This window comes from Chryseobacterium elymi, from assembly GCF_003385495.1.
Classification (GTDB): domain Bacteria; phylum Bacteroidota; class Bacteroidia; order Flavobacteriales; family Weeksellaceae; genus Chryseobacterium; species Chryseobacterium elymi.
Map to the genome: position 1 here is coordinate 18,022 of NZ_QNUH01000020.1, position 18,115 is coordinate 36,136.

At 37.4% G+C, this 18,115-nt stretch carries 15 protein-coding genes; 5 read left to right on the top strand and 10 right to left on the bottom strand.

All coding sequences use genetic code 11. The annotated features are described in order from the left end of the window. Positions 1–26: 26 nt before the first annotated feature. The 9 genes from DRF60_RS17555 to DRF60_RS17595 form a co-directional block, all read right to left on the bottom strand. Complete coding sequence (locus DRF60_RS17555) at positions 27–482, bottom strand: HRDC domain-containing protein (protein WP_238640234.1); 456 nt, start codon at positions 480–482, stop codon at positions 27–29. A 14-nt stretch (positions 483–496) separates the two neighbouring features. Then, complete coding sequence (locus DRF60_RS17560; RefSeq protein ID WP_048504355.1) at positions 497–829, bottom strand: single-stranded DNA-binding protein; 333 nt, start codon at positions 827–829, stop codon at positions 497–499. Between the two features lie 332 nt (positions 830–1,161). Beyond that, positions 1,162–3,366 (bottom strand): peptidase domain-containing ABC transporter, encoded by a 2,205-nt coding sequence (locus DRF60_RS17565; RefSeq protein ID WP_116013754.1) that lies wholly within the window; start codon positions 3,364–3,366, stop codon positions 1,162–1,164. A 5-nt stretch (positions 3,367–3,371) separates the two neighbouring features. Continuing rightward, positions 3,372–4,397, bottom strand: coding sequence for a hypothetical protein (locus tag DRF60_RS17570; RefSeq protein ID WP_116013756.1), 1,026 nt, complete (start codon positions 4,395–4,397; stop codon positions 3,372–3,374). Positions 4,398–4,401: 4 nt separating this feature from the next. Continuing rightward, on the bottom strand, positions 4,402–5,595 hold the full coding sequence (locus tag DRF60_RS17575; RefSeq protein ID WP_116013759.1) for a lanthionine synthetase LanC family protein: 1,194 nt from the start codon (positions 5,593–5,595) through the stop codon (positions 4,402–4,404). Further along, entirely contained in the window at positions 5,592–8,768 is a 3,177-nt protein-coding gene (locus tag DRF60_RS17580; RefSeq protein WP_116013762.1) for a lantibiotic dehydratase, read from the bottom strand. The genes DRF60_RS17575 and DRF60_RS17580 overlap by 4 nt, the downstream gene beginning before the upstream one ends. A 66-nt stretch (positions 8,769–8,834) precedes the next feature. Then, complete coding sequence (locus DRF60_RS17585; RefSeq protein WP_116013765.1) at positions 8,835–9,074, bottom strand: class I lanthipeptide; 240 nt, start codon at positions 9,072–9,074, stop codon at positions 8,835–8,837. Positions 9,075–9,141: 67 nt separating this feature from the next. Beyond that, positions 9,142–9,360, bottom strand: coding sequence for a class I lanthipeptide (locus DRF60_RS17590; RefSeq protein WP_116013768.1), 219 nt, complete (start codon positions 9,358–9,360; stop codon positions 9,142–9,144). Between the two features lie 444 nt (positions 9,361–9,804). Continuing rightward, positions 9,805–12,159 carry an outer membrane beta-barrel family protein gene (locus tag DRF60_RS17595; RefSeq protein WP_116013771.1) on the bottom strand — a complete coding sequence of 785 codons (2,355 nt, stop codon included), beginning with the start codon at positions 12,157–12,159 and terminating at the stop codon, positions 9,805–9,807. A gap of 351 nt (positions 12,160–12,510) precedes the next feature. On the opposite strand from DRF60_RS17595, the gene DRF60_RS17600 reads away from it, so the two are divergent. Genes DRF60_RS17600 through DRF60_RS17615 form a run of 4 tightly spaced genes read left to right on the top strand, consistent with a single transcriptional unit; the run spans position 12,511 to position 15,303 of the window. Then, positions 12,511–13,416, top strand: a complete 906-nt coding sequence (locus DRF60_RS17600; RefSeq protein ID WP_116013890.1) for an arginase family protein — start codon at positions 12,511–12,513, stop codon at positions 13,414–13,416. Further along, positions 13,416–14,018 carry an HPP family protein gene (locus DRF60_RS17605; RefSeq protein WP_116013774.1) on the top strand — a complete coding sequence of 201 codons (603 nt, stop codon included), beginning with the start codon at positions 13,416–13,418 and terminating at the stop codon, positions 14,016–14,018. The genes DRF60_RS17600 and DRF60_RS17605 overlap by 1 nt, the downstream gene beginning before the upstream one ends. A 4-nt stretch (positions 14,019–14,022) precedes the next feature. Then, a complete protein-coding gene (locus DRF60_RS17610; protein ID WP_116013777.1) occupies positions 14,023–14,367 on the top strand; it encodes a hypothetical protein in 345 nt (114 codons plus the stop codon). Positions 14,368–14,391: 24 nt separating this feature from the next. Further along, the gene (locus tag DRF60_RS17615) at positions 14,392–15,303 is read left to right on the top strand and encodes a TIGR01777 family oxidoreductase (protein ID WP_116013780.1); all 912 of its coding nucleotides are present in this window, start codon (positions 14,392–14,394) and stop codon (positions 15,301–15,303) included. A gap of 30 nt (positions 15,304–15,333) precedes the next feature. Here the strand turns inward: DRF60_RS17615 and DRF60_RS17620 are convergent, their stop codons facing one another. Next, on the bottom strand, positions 15,334–15,690 hold the full coding sequence (locus DRF60_RS17620) for a MarR family winged helix-turn-helix transcriptional regulator (RefSeq protein WP_238640235.1): 357 nt from the start codon (positions 15,688–15,690) through the stop codon (positions 15,334–15,336). A 113-nt stretch (positions 15,691–15,803) separates the two neighbouring features. Between DRF60_RS17620 and DRF60_RS17625 the strand changes: the two genes are divergently transcribed. Further along, complete coding sequence (locus tag DRF60_RS17625; protein ID WP_116013786.1) at positions 15,804–18,053, top strand: ATP-binding cassette domain-containing protein; 2,250 nt, start codon at positions 15,804–15,806, stop codon at positions 18,051–18,053. Positions 18,054–18,115 lie beyond the last annotated feature (62 nt).

Sequence of the window (18,115 nt, forward strand, 5' to 3'; positions counted from 1 at the left end):
TGCATTATCATTACTACATTCAAAAATCAAACGCTTTCAAGAATCTCCAGAATCTCTTCACCATAGTTTTCAATCTTATGTTTTCCGAAACCTTTGATCTCGAGCAGCTCTTCTTTTTTGACAGGTTTATACTTAGCCACAGACATCAGTTCTTTATTGCTCGCGATAAAATAAGTGGGGAGATTCTGTTCTTTCGCCTTCTCTGATCTCCAGTATTTCAGGGCATCTAAAATTTTCTCTTCATCGGAGTTTAAAACATCATTATCTGCAGAGTATTTTACTATCTTTGGTTCCTTCACTGTGTTTTTTGCTGTTCTCAGCTCCTCAAAATAGAGGATTACGGACCAGTAACATTCATCATTTACAAAAGCGGTTTCCACTTTTATAATTTCATTCACTTCAAGAAAATCATCAAGCATTTTTTGATCTCTATGGAGAAATTCCTTGGAAAGTCTGATTTTAAAAACTTTTACATTCATCATTCGTGTTTTTAGAATTATTTGCCTCCTAAAAGCAGGATCTCATCGATTCTGATCTCGGTTATATAACGCTTAACGCCGTCTTTGTCATCATACGATCTGTATGTAAGTTTTCCTTCAATTGCAATTTCTTTTCCTTTGGGTACATATTTCTGAAGGATTTCCGCTGTTTTTCCAAAAGCAATCAAATTGTGCCATTGCGTTTCTTCTACTTTTTCACCTTTTGCATTTGTGTAATGATCGCTGGTAGCTAAAGACACACTTGCTTTTACGTTTCCACTTTCGAAGTTTACTGTTTCAACTTCTTTACCTGTGTAACCAATTAATGTTACTTTGTTTCTTAGTGACATAGCTTTAAATTTTTTTAAATTAATATTCAGATAAGAGACGTTCACTGTCTTTCTCAAATCTCTGTTGCAAAGATTGTTACACCAAAGCATCTTAGTCGGTTATAAACTATTTAAATTCATTTGTATTCGTTTGTTGTCGAATAAAAAAATAAAAAATTGCAGGAACATATTGGCCTGCTGAAAGTAGAAATCTACATACAGAAACAAGGCATGAAATAGATTCGTGCCTCTTAAAAATATAGAAGCGTTCCTATTTGGGCGCTTTTTCGTGGAATAGAATTATAAAAGCCGTGTAGATCTAGAACTTTAGCTTTTTGAAATTATAATAATTGCTACACTCCCAATTCCAGTTGATTCTTAACCAGATTGAAATACTCCGTTCTATGGTTTACCAGTTGCTGGTGATTCCCCTTTTCTATGATTTCTCCATTTTTTAAGACTAAAATCTGATCGGCATTTTTCACTGTAGACAAGCGGTGTGCAATAATGATCACGGTCTTTCCTTTAAAAAACTCCTGTAAATTGTTATGGATTATTTTTTCGTTTTCAGCATCCAAAGCGGATGTGGCTTCATCGAAAAAGATGTAATGAGGATCTTTGTATACAGCCCTGGCAATAAGAATCCGCTGTTTCTGGCCGCCGGATATCCCGTTGCCTGAGGCTCCGATCTTGGTATTGAATTTCAAAGGCAGAGACGCTACAAATTCATCTATATTAGCTGTTCTGGCAGCCTGCATCAGCCTGTCCTGATCGCCTTCTTTATTTCCTGTAATGATATTTCTTTCGATAGTATCTGAAAAAATATAGCCGTCCTGCATGACCACGCCACATCCGCTTCTCAAATTTTTGGGCGAAATGGCTCCGATGTCTATGCCATCATAAGAAATGGTTCCGACAGTAGGTTCGTAAAATTTTAGTAACAGCTTCATCAGCGTGGTTTTTCCGCTTCCACTGGTTCCTACGATAGCGGTTATTTTTCCTTCAGGGATCAGCAGATTGATATTTTTCAATACATAAGGGGATTTACTGCCTCCGTATTGGAAGCTTACATTCTCAAACCGGATTCCTTTCGTGTGCTTTTGATTTTCTATTTTTTCAGGAAACAAATCGATCTGATCCGGACTTTCTTCAGCGGGATAGCTCTGTACTTCATTTAATCTCTCCAGACTTAGTTTTGCGTCTTGCAGGGAGCGGAAAAAACTGATCAGCTGATTGACAGGAGAGTTCATTTGCCCGATGATATAAGAGACACTCAACAGTCCTCCCAATGTCATTTTATCATTAACAACAAGCGTAGCTGCTAAAAAGGTCACCAGAATGTTTTTCAGCTGGTTCATAAATTCAAAGCCGGAAAGCTGAATCTGATTCAACTTTAATATTTTGATATTGACTTTAAATAATTTTTGCTGTACTTCTTCCCATTGGCTGCGTTTGAAATCCTCAAACTGATTGAGCTTCATTTCGGTAACGCCTTTTATGATCTCAAATACAGATTCCTGATTTTCTGCCCGCTGCTGAAAACGGAGATAATCCAGAATTTTCCTTTTTCTAAGCCAGTAGAAAGACCAGCCGATGGAGAGAACGGTCAGGATAAGATAAACCATCAAAATCGTATAGTCATAATACAGCAGGACTCCGAAGAAAACAGAGAAATTGATAATTGAAAAAAAGGTAAGAAGACTGTGAGAGGTAAGGAACTCCTCTATTCTTTCGTTATCCTGAATTCTCTGGTTAAAATCTCCCATTTTTTTGGTATCAAAAAACCTGATAGGAAGCTGAAGCATTTTCTTTAAAAATTCTGAAATAATGGTGATACTCAGCTTTGTCCCTATAAAAAGCATAAGCCAGTTTCTGAAGACTTCTATGGTAATGGAACCCAGAAAGAGTCCCAACTGGGAAAGAAGAATCAGTGCAATGAGGTTTAAATTTTTAGCACTTACGCCTTTATCAATAAGGGCCTGCGTTAAAAAAGGAAAAACCAGTGTAATGGCACTTCCTGCCAGTAAAAGCAGAAACATGAGTACCAGCTGGCCTTTGTACGGGGTAAGGTATTTCAGAATATAGCTCAGGGTAATCTTTTTTTCCTGAGGAACTTCCATGGCAAAAAAATCCTCTGAAGGTTTTAAAATTAAGGCAATTCCCATATTCTCGCTGGAGATCCAGTATTTTTTGAATTCCTGTTCTTTTATGGAAATCAGGCCATGAGCAGGATCTGCAATCTGAAAAGTATATTCTGAGGACATGAATTTCTTTGTTATTTTTTTAAGAACAACAAAGTGATTCTTCCCCCAATGCAGTATACAGGGCAGTGAATTCGGAGAACTGATCAGCTTTTCCACCGTTAGTTTTACCGGAAGTGTTTCAAAGCCTATTTTTTTTGAAGCCTCTACAATACCAAACATAGATACACCTTCTTTGGTAATGAAAGAATGATCACGTAGGTACTGCAAACTATAATTTTTTCCGTAATTACTGGCTATCATTGCAAGACATGCCGGCCCGCAATCCATCTGATCATGCTGAATAATAATTTTCATATACGCTATACTTTGAAAACATTTTTAATAAGAAGTGTACGCACGGGCTGATTAAAATGCAGTTTATTTTCAATAAAATTAACTATTTCCCGGGTAAGGTTAGGATTATCGCCCGCGAATTTATAAAGATCGAGAAGCAACGAGATTTTCAGAATATCATAAAACTGATTGTAGGGCTGCTGGAAGTAATACAACAAGCCATCAAAATAATCTTTATAATTTGAATTACGAAGTTGCTTATTGATATAAATCCAGTTATAGATAATCTGTCTGTCAGGAGTATTAACCTCAAAATCAAGATCTGAATACCAGTCGTCCGGAAGAAATTCCCGGCTGTTGATATTGAATCTGATCATATCTTCGGTAATCATTGTGAAAAGCTCATAAGCATAGGTTTCCCGTATTACCGGAACTTTCTCCCAATACTGATTATGGTTGAAAATATTCCCGAAAAGGTTTTTATTCGTTCCATTCAACAGATAATTGATCAGATTGAATATAAGCTCATATCCCGGTTCTGCCTGCTGATCTCTGAAATAAATCCTTGAAATATTTTTATTCTGTTCAAAACACCTTAAATTTAAAGTATAAATGCCTTGCTGCACAAGATAATCATTCAGAACAAGACATTCCAGCGTAAATGTGATGGCTTTGGGAAAGTCTTTTATTTTGTAATAATACAGTGATTTTACAGACAAAGCTCCCTGCTTTGCATACATATACATATTTCCGGAAAACGTATCCTCAATTTCTTTTTCAAGCCTGAAATAATCTTTCAGAGACTGTTCAAGATCAGTTTCCCTGAGCAGATCGGTAACTACTTTTCCCAGCTCGCGGTCGATACGATCTACAGCTTCAAACTCGCTTTCACTGATTTTACATATTTCAAAAACTTCTTTCTTCTGCAGGATCTTGATGAGTTTCCCGGTATCATATTCAAATGTAGAATTTACCAGTGAATCCGGAAAATCAGGTATAGCAGTTATAAAATCTTTAAGCTCTTTATGATATGTTGTTATTTCTTTTTCCATCTTTTTAAGCAATAAAAGTTAAATCCGCCGGTGAAGGAAGATTATCCTCCTCAAAATACATTAAGGTAACGCCAATTCCTATGAGTCCCCAACCAAAAGAGATCTGCCACAGGACGTTATCTTCCAGAATGCGGCTTTTAAATCCGGCAAAATCATTGGTGTGTAAGGCATAGGTCAAAATCTGATCATTCCAGTAATCTGCTCTTTTGGCAAACCTGTTATCACCAGATATTTTAGCGAGTTTATCAAATGTAACGGCAAGCCCCGAAGCTCCGTAAAATACGCTTCCATCCAGGGTAAGATTGTCTTCTTTGGTCCTGAGGAGGCAGTCATCAAGGATCATATTGGCAAAATCTCCAATCGCCTGATCCTCCAAAACCTGCGAAGCTCTCAGCAAAGTATATCCTATACCCAGATCTCCGTAGCAAAGCGCAAACTGCATCGGCTCAATCTTATCTCCGATCATATTCGGGAATAATCCTTTATATTCTGATTCTCTGTATTGCTTGGTAAGAAATGTAATGGCTTTTCTCATGATTTCCTCACATAATACGGTTTCCAATCCTGCTTCGTATAGGGAAGCCAGAAATGAAATGATAAGGGCCGAACCGTGTGAAATTCCCAGGTACACCCTGTTGTGCAGAGAAGGACATTCCCAGTAGAAATCTCCTGCTTCATCTTTAAACGCTGCTTCATCAATACTATGAATCAGAAACAACAGATATTCCTGAACTTTTGCCCCGCTTTTCAAACGGGCCAAATAATAATATCCTGCTGCCAAAGCTCCTGTTCCCGAGTCAAAATCCTTGTTATTAATCTTGCTTTTCATCAGGCCAAAGAGGATTTGATCCAGATTCAACAGGTAGTCTTCACTGGAAACGGAAAGCAAACCGTTTTTTTCGCAGAATATCAGGTATCTTCCGATATGGGACAGGTGCGCATCCAGCGAGTCTGTGCCATGTATCCTGTGAAATGTTTTAGGATTAAATGCCGCCAGCCCTTTATTGAGATATTCCTCCGCAGTTGCTATGCAGGAACTGTCATTGGTATACTTTGATAAATATAAATAATAGAGAGAATACCCAAGCAGCCCCGTTTCATAGGAAGCATTATTTAATATCTGCTCACCGGAATATTTCTCAATGGACTGTGTAATGGTATCAATCAGTTGTCTATGTTTAATTTTATTCTGTATCATATGGGAATATTCTTTTTGGCTTTGGCTATTTCCGACTCATAAAATTTCTTTAAAAAATAATAAATGACCAGCTCATGTCTTCTCTGATTGACCATGAACAAACGGTTTAAAGTCATATGAATATAGCTCATCAGCAAATGGTCTTTCATCTCCTGAGACAGATCCGGGTAAGCGGACAGTTCGGCGGAAATGCTTTCACTTCTTTTATTAAAGCATTCGTAGGCTTCGGCATACTGGGAAGCTTCATTTTCATGAATAATATCCGATATTTCTTTTTTAAGGTTCCGGTGCCTGCTGCTCAGCGTCCTTGAAATCGCAACATAATTTTCAGCGTTATTGAAGCTGAATTCATTGGTGAAATTTTCAGATAAAGTGGCAATAACCCTCATTTTATCCTTTACGGAATATTTGAAATCATCCAGCAGCCTGTCTACATCAACAAGGGCAAATTTCCATCTCAGCCTTTCGCCTTCATTTCCATGGATGAGATTTAAGAATTCTGAAACCGCAACACTGTCATAGAAAAAAATACGCTCGCTTAATTCCATCGTTTGAGCTCCGTATCTTTCTATTTCTCTCACATAAGTATCCGCTACAATCCTTACAGCCTGCTCTTCTTCTATAAAATGATGAACAGCCTGCTGCAGATTATCCAGTATCCGGTACCATTCTTCTGTTTTATGATCGGGATCAAAACAGTGAAACCTTACCCTGATATGATGCTCAGGGTCATTATACTTGATGAAGAACCATTGATCAATGATCTTTTCTTTCACCAGTCCGGTGGCAAAATCTGCAATAACTTCTGTCAGAAGGTCTTCAATATTTTTACTTCCGGAATATATTTTCAGATACAGCCATTCACTGCCGGGAGGAAACACCCTTTTTACTGCTGCTGTTGTAATATTTCTTATCTGTGAAGAATACACCTGTTTTTTGTTGCCCATGGGAATGACGATTTCATTCGCATAGCTCTTTCCACCTTCTTTGATAAAACAGTTTTCACGGGTATGAATGTTTTCGTACAGAATGACATTCTTCATACTGATTTCTTTCAGGAAAATAGCCTGGCTGACTTTATTATCCAGATTCAAAAGAAGTTCATTATCTCCGGAAGATAAAACCAAATATTGAGGAAGGCTGTATTTTTTTCTGATATCTGCCACAGCTTTTTCGGTTGCAGATTTCTCCTTATAATTTACTTTTTCTTTTTTCAGGAACCACCGGGCGCGGCTTATAATCATTTTTTTATATTCAATTCTCGGCAGGAACTGTTCTTTTTGGTAGATTCCCCAATCCCAGAAAAAGCCAAGTCTCATGCTCTGGTTGCCCACATCTGCCAGAAATTTGTATAACGGCTGTGCAAGCGTTGTATTATAGGTGTTGGAAAGGCAAGGAATAACCTGTTTATTCAGCTTTTTTGATCTTAAAATCACTTTTCCGTTTCGGACAGACACCATAAGATCATTGGCATCAATCTGATGTTCTTTACTGAGTTTTGAATTGGACAGAAAAGGGATTTCGTAATCACGAATCGTTGGATACAACGTAATATTGGCGTAGTTGTCATCCGGTATGGTAAGCACTTCCGCCAGAATCACATCAGGATTCATCTTCTGTTCGTGTTCTGCAATTTTGCCGGCCTGACTTTTAAGATCGGCATTGCCATGGGTAAATCTGGTCAGTAATCTGGCTGCAAACGGAGCATGACACTGAATAGGGAAAAACTGATAATCCCCGTTATCCAGCGCTTCTGCAGATCCGGACAGGATTCTTCCGAAAATATAGGCACTTGGCGGCAGTTCTCCCTTTGAAGCCGATTTTTGTTTTTGTGACAGATAATTTTTAACATCTTCATCAGCATTGATGGTCATTTCCCCGGTTTTACAGTATTGCTTAAAGAGCTTTTCTCTGAGTACTTCAAAACCTCCGTAAATAATTCTCGGTTCACTGTCCGGGTCAGCCATTACAGGAATTCCATCCAAAAGGGGCATATATTCTGCATTTCCGGTGACTACTTTTTCGTATCCGATGCCGTAATTCGTATCTAAAACCTGGGTCAGAGGAAGCTCTTTTTCCTCATACCTGCCGGCGAATGCAATTGTAAAATGATGCAGTGCCAAAGATGTTTTCACGGAAAAAAGCTGCATCACCTCATACGAAGTTCTGCTTATTTCCTCTAAAACTTTTTTGTTGACATTATTTTGCTGCATATTATAAAAAAGATCCAGCTTATAGAAATCATTGGATATAATGCGGTTTTGAGGGTTATTCTCAATATAATTCCTGAAACCATCAATATCATCTACTGTCGATATATTTCTGATGATGCTGTAAATCTCTTTTAACTCATTGATTTCTTCAAGGTTGATCTTTTTCTGGTCTATGGTATATATTAAATCTTCAATAAAATCCTCTGTAGACACACTTGGAAGAAGTTCACTTACAAGCATCTGAGACCGGATAATATTTTTAATGAAGTTTTGTTTCTGTTCTGAGGTGATGTTCGGATTAGCGATGGCATGTGCCATTTCCTGTACGGTAGCCCCGCTTTCTGCGGATTCCAATATCACTTTTACATACTCACTTAACCTTATGGAAGTAAGATTGGAGGCGATATAGCGGCCGTTATCAAACTGTTCTACAAAAAAAGCTTTGTCTTTTAAGGTATACAGCGTATTGTTTTTATAGTATTTTATAGTATTGATCAGCTCGTGATGAAGAGGATCAATAGTGCGGATCAGTTTTGTAAGGCTGTGGATATTGAGCTGCCCAACCAGTTTATATTTACCGGCATCAAATTGTACAGCACTTGGCTGATCTTTTATGGAAACCGAAGAGGTCCCGGAAAAAAGGCCGTATGGCGTTGACCTGTTAGACATTCTTGAAAGATATTTATAGAACGTCATAAAAAAACGCTGGTTAGCGTCCCTGTTGGCAAAATTGTTTTCCTTCAGGCTTAAAAAAGTTTCATACAAATCTCTGGAAGCAATATAAATGGCTTCTCTGTAATAGGTATTGGAAAAAACGTCATGTAAAACTTTTACCAGTTCCTCATGATCTTCCATATTGAGATTTTTAATCGTCTCATTGAATTCCAGAAAGGATTCCACAGGAAGAGAAGGAATTCTTAAGCAGGCATAATCATGTAAAAAATATTCAGTGTGATCCATCAGTAGTATCCAATATTAAAGCGTTTAAAAAAGAGAGGCTGCATCCTAATACAGCCTCTCCTGGTATTATTGAGAAATTGTTGCCTGCGCAGAGCAAGTACTTCCTCCTGAACCGCATCCTGTAGATCCGCCTGAAGTAGTAGTTGTAGTCTGGGTAGCACCGCAAGTACTTCCTCCTGAGCCACATCCTGTAGATGTTCCCGGAGCAGCAGCCTGTCCACCAATAATTTCCTGCAATTGCTTCTCATCAAGTAAAGCAATTGTTTCCTTGTCTAATGACAATGGATCTAATTCGAATTTTTTCATAATAAAAAGATTTAATGTTTTTGCCTACTCTGTTTTAAAGGGTTTTCGGCTTACCCCTTTTTTAAACTTAACTCAAGATTTCAACTTCAGAAGCACAAGTACTTCCTCCTGATCCACATCCTGTAGATCCGCCTCCTGTTCCACATCCGCTACCTCCAGAACCACATCCTGTAGATGTTCCAGGAGCTGCAGCCTGTCCACCTACAATTTCCTGTAGCTGCTTCTCATCCAGTAAAGCAATTGTTTCTTTGTCCAAAGACAATGGGTCTAGTTCTAATTTTTTCATAATAAAAAGATTTAATGTTTTGCCTACTCTTTAAAGGTTTTTCGGCATCCTCCTATATGATTATTCTGGTTTAATAGATTGGTAATTTTTAAGTATTACCGGCATCAACTTGGAAGACGGTTTATGCTTTCATCAATACTTCTTTTAATGATGATTAAAAGCTTTACAATACTGATTTTCAATATTTTAAATCAATCAAAAAAGATCAAAACATAAATATTTGTAGTAGTCAGCAAAGGCATGGAGAAATAATTTTCACCATTCTTAATTTTCCGAAATTACTGATCACCCACAGTTTTTGTCCGCAGTGAGTAATGAATTAGTACTGATTTTTCTTCCGATAAAATACAGACCTGGATGTCAGGAGGAAGAAGTAAGGATTAGATTTGATTTTTTCATGATGTAATATTTGTTTTTTAGTTTTTGGTATTGTTTTTCCTTGTGTTAATTGGCTCTGTTCTTTTCGTCCAGCTGTATTTGTTTGGTGTTGCTTTTTACGTTCTTATTTCCAAAAGTATATGTCATATTCAGCGTGAAACGTCTGGCATCGTAATAATTATTATAGTATTGGGTAAACTCGTCATAGAAGATTTTCCCTTTACTTTGGGTTCCTTTAAAAATATCTTCTACCATCATATTGATTTTCAGCTTTTTTTCCATCAGTGAAAACCTTAACCCGGCAGAAAGGCTTGAAATATTCCCTATATATGTATTCCCTTGTTTATTAGGCAGATAGTGGTAGAAATTCAATAAAAACAATACCGCTTTTTCTTTATTAAGGGTAAAGGTATTGTTGATGGTGTAATACATAGACAGTCCTTTCTGAGGAACCACTTCAGGAATTGATGATTCGGATTCTGAGTAGAAAGACACCACATTTGTGTTATTTTCCCACCATTTCGTTATATTGGTATAAAGGTTGGCACTCAATCCTGCGTCATACTGTGTCAGGTAGTTTCTGTAATTAACTTCCTTGATTCCATCCGCCACTGAAGTGATCCGCCCGTATCCGTTGATCGTTTTCTGCCCGTATACCGTTACAGAATACTTGTTCTTGTACAGGTACGAAAACTCGATATTATGGTTATATGAGGGCGAAAGAAAAGGATTTCCGGTATAGAAAGAATAAGGATTGGAATACCATCTGAACGGATTCAGAGCAGTAAAACCGGGACGATTGATCCTTTTTGAATAGTTGGCAGAAATCGTATTATTGTCATTCGGCTTGTACTCTAAATACGCAGAGGGAAAAAACCGGCCATATTCATTTTTGTTTCTTTCATCTGCTGTTTTAGAATAGCCGTCAATAGTGGAATATTCATAACGTATTCCTGCTTTTGCAGACCATTTTTCACTCAGGTCTTTTGACATACTCACATACGCTGCAGCATTATTTTCCCGGTATTCAAAAACGTTGCTTCTGCTTTGATCCAAAATATAGTCATAGCCATTACCGGAGGAGAAATATTTCACATTTGAATCGTTCATGAAATGCGTAAACTTCAATCCGGTCTCAAGAGTACCCCATTTAAAAGGAAGATAAAGATCTCCCTGTCCCGATATAATCTGATAATCAAGGTTACTTACGTTTCTTATTCTCTGGATATTCGAATTGATATCGGTCAGTGTCTGAAAATGCACATCTGCATCAGGGCTGTTCGAGAAATAATTTCCGGCAATGCTTAATTTTTTTCCAAGAGAATCTATTTTATAATCGTAATAAGCATTCAGTGAATGCGTCAGTATAGGCTTCCGGTGATCTGAAGTGGTCGTCAGCAGGGAATCCTGAATACTGTTTGTTTTATAGATCGATCTGTTGAAAATATCCATATCCGAATGGGACTTTGAAATATCATAGATCACCCCGATATTGGACTTTGGACTCAGCTTATAATCAAGACTGAAATTCGCCCCAACACCTTTAAACTTATCTTTCCTTGTATCAGCACTCAGAATGGAATTTGGACCGATAATATCAATCAGCTCCACCGCCTTTGAAGGTCTGTCGTATTGTCTCAGCCTTAATGAACTGGTGATTTTGTTGGAATTGTAATTCAACGTCACATTATTCGCATTTCCTACGTATGTGGTCTGAATATAGGACGAACTCAAAATTCCGTTCCATCCCAATTTGGCATTTTTCTTAAGAACAATGTTCAGAATACCGCTATTTCCCTGGGCTTCATACTTTGAAGGAGGCGTGGTGATGATTTCAACCTTAGCCACATCATCAGAACGAAGAGAACGCAGATAATTGATCAGATCCGTACCGCTGATGTTCAGCATTTTATCATTTACCATAACCGCAACACCACTTTTTCCGACGATAGAAATAGAGTTGTCACTTACAGACAGCATCGGGGTTCCGGATAAAACCTGCGCCAGATCTGCTCCGCTTGAAAAGATGGAATTTTCTACATTGAAAACCGTACGGTCAATCTTTTTTTCAATTAACTTCTTTTTCTTTTCAAGGGTAATTTCCTTGATCTGCTGCAGTTCTTCTATTCGTATTTCATTCAAACGAAGATCGCCGTCAAGCTTTATATTTTTTGAATACAGTACGTCCTTGAATCTTTTAACCTGTAATATATAAGTATCTTTAGGAGTGTTAATTGTAAATGCACCTTTGGCATCCGTAATTTCACTTCTTACTTTAGTAGAATCCTGTTTAAGAAGCAATACCTCAGCAAACTCCACAGGAGAATTTCCTTTATTGAAAATTACTCCTGTAATTCTGACGTTTTGTGAGGATAATGAATGGCTGACTGTCACTAAACCAACCAACATAATATATTTCATGGTTAATTGATATAAACATTGTAAATATATAAATATTCTTAAAATATTTCTTATCTAAGTGAATAATATACTAATTTATAACAATTCTAAATTAGTTTCAACGTTCTCATATTCAATTACTTTTAATAATTTTTCAACGCTTAACAAAACAATGACTAAAATTCAATAATAAAACTATGCATTGCCTTCTAAATGTTTTTTAACTAGAAACGTTTTAATATAAACATAGAAATTAAGAATAAAATAAATAAACATAGCTGCTTTTACTCTATTATTCAACTATTATAAAACAATGAATTCCTTACCCGTTTGCAAATGGATAATTTCCGTACCTTTGAGGAAATATCATGTATGAAAAGGGATATCAATATTTTTGAGTTTCCTCTCAATCTGGGACTGAAGAAAAAGGAGCATGAAACTGAACCCGGCGTCAGAAAACTCCCGGACTGGCTCAGAAAATTTGATTTTCATAAGAAAATCAATCCTAAAAATATTTTCAGACTGGAAGCTCCAGACTATTCGATGAAACCTGATCAGGAATCAGGTGTTTTAAATGCGGAGGCCATTATTGATTATGCCCGGAAACAGGCAGATTTCATTTCAAAAAATCATCAGGAAAATACCTTCAGCATCATGCTTGGAGGTGACTGCAGTATTCTGATAGGGACAGCTCTGGCTTTAAGGAAGCTTGGAAATTTCGGATTATTTTATCTTGACGGGCATACTGATTTTATTCCGGCTCATCTTTCCGAAACAACTGCTGCTGCAGGAATGGATCTCGCTATTATTACCGGGATGGGACATGAAAAATTAACCGATATTCAGGGGCTTAAACCTTATTTTTTAGAAGAAAATATCTTCTGCGCAGGAAATGCAGAAACTGATGATAAAGAATATGTGGAACAGATCGTTAATTCTGATATCCATTATTTTGATCTGTACCGGCTTAGAAAAAACGGTTTCGGAAAAACGGCTGATGATTTTCTAAAAATGGTCAACAGCAAAGCATTGGACGGATTTTTCATTCATCTGGATGTGGATGTTCTGAACGATCAGCTTATGCCTGCCGTAGACAGCAGAATGGAAGAAGGAATCGATTATGAAAATCTCCAAGAGATCCTGAAACCTTTGGTCCATTCTCCCCTATGCTTTGGAATAGAGCTGACAATCCTTGATCCGGATTATGATGAAAACGGAACCTATACAAAGCCTTTTGTGAAAAATTTAATTCGAATAATAAAAAATAAAGAAGATTAATGAAGAAGACCATAAAAAGAACATTCAGGGTTTCAAAATATGTGATATACCGAGAAACGCTCGTTGACTATAAAGAGCACTTCTGGTCTTTTTTGGGCGCATTTGTCGGGATTGGAATTATTGCATTTATTCAGTCTCATACCTTAGCGGCCACTGAAAACATATTCCTTATCGGTTCTTTTGGTGCATCAAGTGTTTTGATCTATGGAGCTATCCAGAGCCCTCTTGCACAGCCCAGAAATTTGGTGGGCGGACATGTTATTTCAGCCCTTGTTGGAGTTACCATTTATAAGCTCGTTCCGGATATCATCTGGCTTTCCGCACCCTTGGCTGTGGCTTTTTCCATTGTACTGATGCAGTATACGAAAACCCTTCATCCTCCTGGAGGAGCAACCGCGCTGATTGCAGTGAGTTCTACAGGAAAAATTCCTGAACTGGGATATTGGTATGTGCTTTCTCCTGTTTTATCAGGCTGCATCATTCTTTTACTGGTAGCCCTTTTATTCAATAACATAACTTCCAACAGAAGCTATCCTTCTCATACGAGGTTTAAACGGTTATTAAGAAAAAAACATGAACATCCACACAAAATGAAAAAATAAAAGTATGAACTGTCTCGAATGTGGCGAAAAAATTATCGGGAGGTCTGATAAAAAATTCTGCAATGATGCCTGCCGGAATGCCTACAATAATAAGCAGAATAAAGATTCTACCAACCTGATGCGTAATGTGAATAACAGGCTCCGCAAAAATTACCGTATCCTTATGGAACTGAATACGGATGGCAAAGCGAAAATTGCAAAATCAAGGATGGATGGCTTGGGTTTTGATTTCGATTATTTTACCAATCTGAAAGTGTATAAGAACGGATCTGAATACAGGTTTATTTATGATTACGGCTATAAACTTCTGGAAGATGATTTTGTCCTGATCGTCAAGAGTCAGAAATAATTTTCCCACCTTAAATATTAAATTATGAAAGAAATTGTTCTTATCACCGGTGCCGGTGGAATGATCGCACAGAACCTCTCAAAGAAGTTAGAAAATGAATACACTATAAGATTTCTGACCCGAAAGAAAAGACGTGACAATGAATTTGAATGGAATATTAAAGACGGAACAATGGATGAATCTGCTCTTGAAAATGTTTCCCATATTATTCATCTGGCCGGAGCCAACATTTCAGAAAAACGATGGACCAAGGAAAGAAAACGTGAGCTGATATCCAGCCGTGTAGATTCTGCAGCACTTCTTTTAAAGACCTTAAAAAAGAAAAAAATAAAGCTTAAATCTTTTATCTCTGCTTCAGGGATCAATTATTACGGAACGGTAACAACAGACAAAGTTTATACTGAAAAAGATCCTCCCGGAAACGATTTTCTGAGCGAGGTTGTTGTTTTATGGGAAAGATCGGCAGATGATTTCAAAGAACAAAATCTGGCAGAAAGGGTTGTGAAAGTACGGACAGCCGTTGTTCTTTCTAAAGAAAACGGAGCACTGAAGAAAATGGTTCCTACCATAAAATACGGCATCGGCTCTGCTTTAGGAAGCGGAAAACAATATATGCCATGGATTCATATTGATGATATCTGTTCTGTTTATCTGGCAGCTCTGAAAAACTCTGATATGGGTGGAGCTTACAACGCAGTTTCTCCTCAGCATACTACCAATGAGAATTTAACTAAGAAAATAGCTGAAGTACTGAAAAAACCTCTATTTATGCCTAATGTTCCTGCATTTGTTTTAAAACTGATATTTGGAGAGCTGGCAGATGCTTTGCTGGAAGGTTCAAGAGCTTCTTCACAAAAGATACAGGATACAGGATTCCAGTTTAAATTTCCTGATCTGGAGGGAGCTCTGGAAAATCTTCTGAAAAAAGAGAAATAAAAAAGCTTATTTACCTTAGTTAAACTACATTCAGACCTTTATATTGTTCAGAATTTTATTAAGCAAAGCTGTTAATATCACTAATTCTGTTTTGTCTAAAATAGCACAAGCCTGATCTGCCACTGTTTTTCGGAAATCTTCAGAATTATTGATCAGAAACTTACCTTTTTCTGTCGCTGAAAGATTAAATATTCTTCTGTCTGAAATACTTTGCTTCTGCTCAACAAGATGATTATTGATCAGAAACTTGATCTGTTTTGAAATCGCTGGCTGACTGACCTTAAATGCTTCTGCAATCTGTTTTCCTGTAACCTGATGCTTCCGGTATATATATTCTATAATATTGTAATGTGTTGCAGTGACACCACTGATATTTCCCTTGTTCATATTAGCCAATATAAAACACTGAAGGTCAGTAAAAGTATTAAAAAATTGTTTTTTTTCTATTTCCATAAAAATACTTAACTTAGTTAACTATTAACAAAGTTAATGAAATTATTATGAAAGAAATCATCATCACCCACGCAAGGCAGAATAATCTGAAGAATATTTCATTACGCATTCCAAAAAATAAAATAACGGTCTTCACAGGAGTTTCAGGATCCGGAAAATCATCGTTGGTATTTGAAACGATAGGTGCCGAAGCTCAACGCCAGATTAATGAGACACAAAACAGTTTTATAAGAAACCGCTTACAGCATTATGGAGTTCCCAATGTAGAAAAAATAGAAAACCTTAATGTTCCTTTTATTATCAATCAAAAGAGGCTGGGAGGAAATGCACGTTCTACAGTAGGAACGGCAACAGATATCTATGCATCTCTCCGGCTTCTATTTTCCAGAGTAGGAAAACCTTTTGTGGGATATTCCAATGTATTTTCTTTCAACAATCCTCAGGGAATGTGTCCCCAATGTGAAGGCTTAGGCTATGTGCAGACCGTGAATACAGAAACTCTTTTTGACAAAAATAAATCACTGAATGAAGGTGCCATACAGTTTCCCACATTTCAGCCTGGAGGATGGAGGCTGACACGCTATATTTATTCAGGGTATTTTGACAATGACAAAAAGCTTAAAGACTTTACAGAAAAAGAATGGGAAATGTTGTTGAATGCCAAAGAACATATTCCCAAAAATCCGGCTAAAGAATGGGGAAAAACAGTCCGGTATAAAGGTGTAATTCCGAGAATTGAAAGTTCATTTCTGAAAAAGGATTCTAAGGAAAATATTACCCGAAAAGATACTTTAAAAAAGGTGATCATTACTAAACCTTGTCCGCTTTGCCAGGGTAAACGGCTTAATTCAAAGGTTTTGTCCTGCAAGATTGAAGGTAAAAGCATTGCAGACTGTGCATCATTATCCATTGATGAACTTTTCGTTTTTATTCAGAACTTATCATCTGAAATGTATTCTTCTGTAATCAATGAGTTGATAAAAAAGCTTCAGAATCTTATTGATATAGGTTTGCAGTATCTTACACTGGACAGGCAAACTGACACGCTCTCCGGAGGAGAATCCCAGCGGATAAAAATGGTAAAACAGCTGGGAAACAGCCTTGTGGATCTGCTGTATATTTTTGATGAACCCAGTATAGGCCTCCATCCTAAAGATATTGACCATATTGTAGAGATCATTAAAAAAATAAGAGATAAAGGCAATACCGTCTTAATTGTTGAACATGACCCGGACCTTATCAAAATAGCTGATCTTATTGTTGATATGGGACCTGATTCAGGAAAAAACGGCGGTGAAATTATGTATCAGGGAACTTTTAATCATTTAAAAAATGCGAATGGTAAAACGGCCGGCTATTTCAAAAAAGCCCGTACTTACAATAAAGTTCCAAGATCAGCAAAAGGTTATCTGGAAATTAAAAATGCCCATCTTCATAACCTAAAAAATGTCAGTGTAAAAATACCTACAGGCATAATGAATGTCGTAACCGGTGTGGCGGGATCTGGGAAAAGTACTTTGATCAATAAAGTTTTACCCTTATCTTATCCGGTAACCGTAGTAGATCAATCTGTTTTTACAGCCAGTATCCGTTCAAATCTGTTAACGTATCTCAATCTGTCAAATACTGTCAGAAAACTTTTCTCCAATGTCAATAATGTTTCTGAAAAACTTTTCAGCCGCAACGGTGAAGGCGCCTGTTCCAATTGCAGGGGGCTGGGCGTGGAAAAAATAGATCTTGCTTTTATGGATGATATTGAACAGCTTTGTGAAGTCTGTCACGGATCAGGATATAAGCCTGAAGTTTTACAATATTTATACCAAGGCAAAAATATCGCTGATATCATGAATATGACCGTTCTGGAAGCTCTGCAGTTTTTTCCCGGACCCGGATTTGAACATGAACTCAGCCTGCTGATTCAATTAGGACTGGATTATCTGACTCTGGGACAGCGGCTGGACAGCTTCTCCGGAGGTGAAAGACAGCGCTTAAAACTTACCAAAGAGCTGAACCGTACGGATAAAATTATTGTTCTGGATGAGCCCAGTACAGGCCTCCACCCTATTGATAATGAAAAGCTGCTTTCTTTCTTTGATGAACTGGTGAATGGTGGAAATACCCTCATCGTTATTGAACATAACCTGGACATTATAGCTCAGGCAGACTGGATCATTGATATTGGCCCCGGAGCGGGAAAACTGGGTGGGACTATTGTATTCGAAGGAATCGTAAAAGAACTCTTATTAGCACAGCATTCCCAAACTTCTGTTTATTTAAGAAAACATTTGGAAGCATAGGAGTTATAGCATAATTTATTTTTTATAAATCGTGTAGATTTTAAAGGTATTTTAAATGTCTG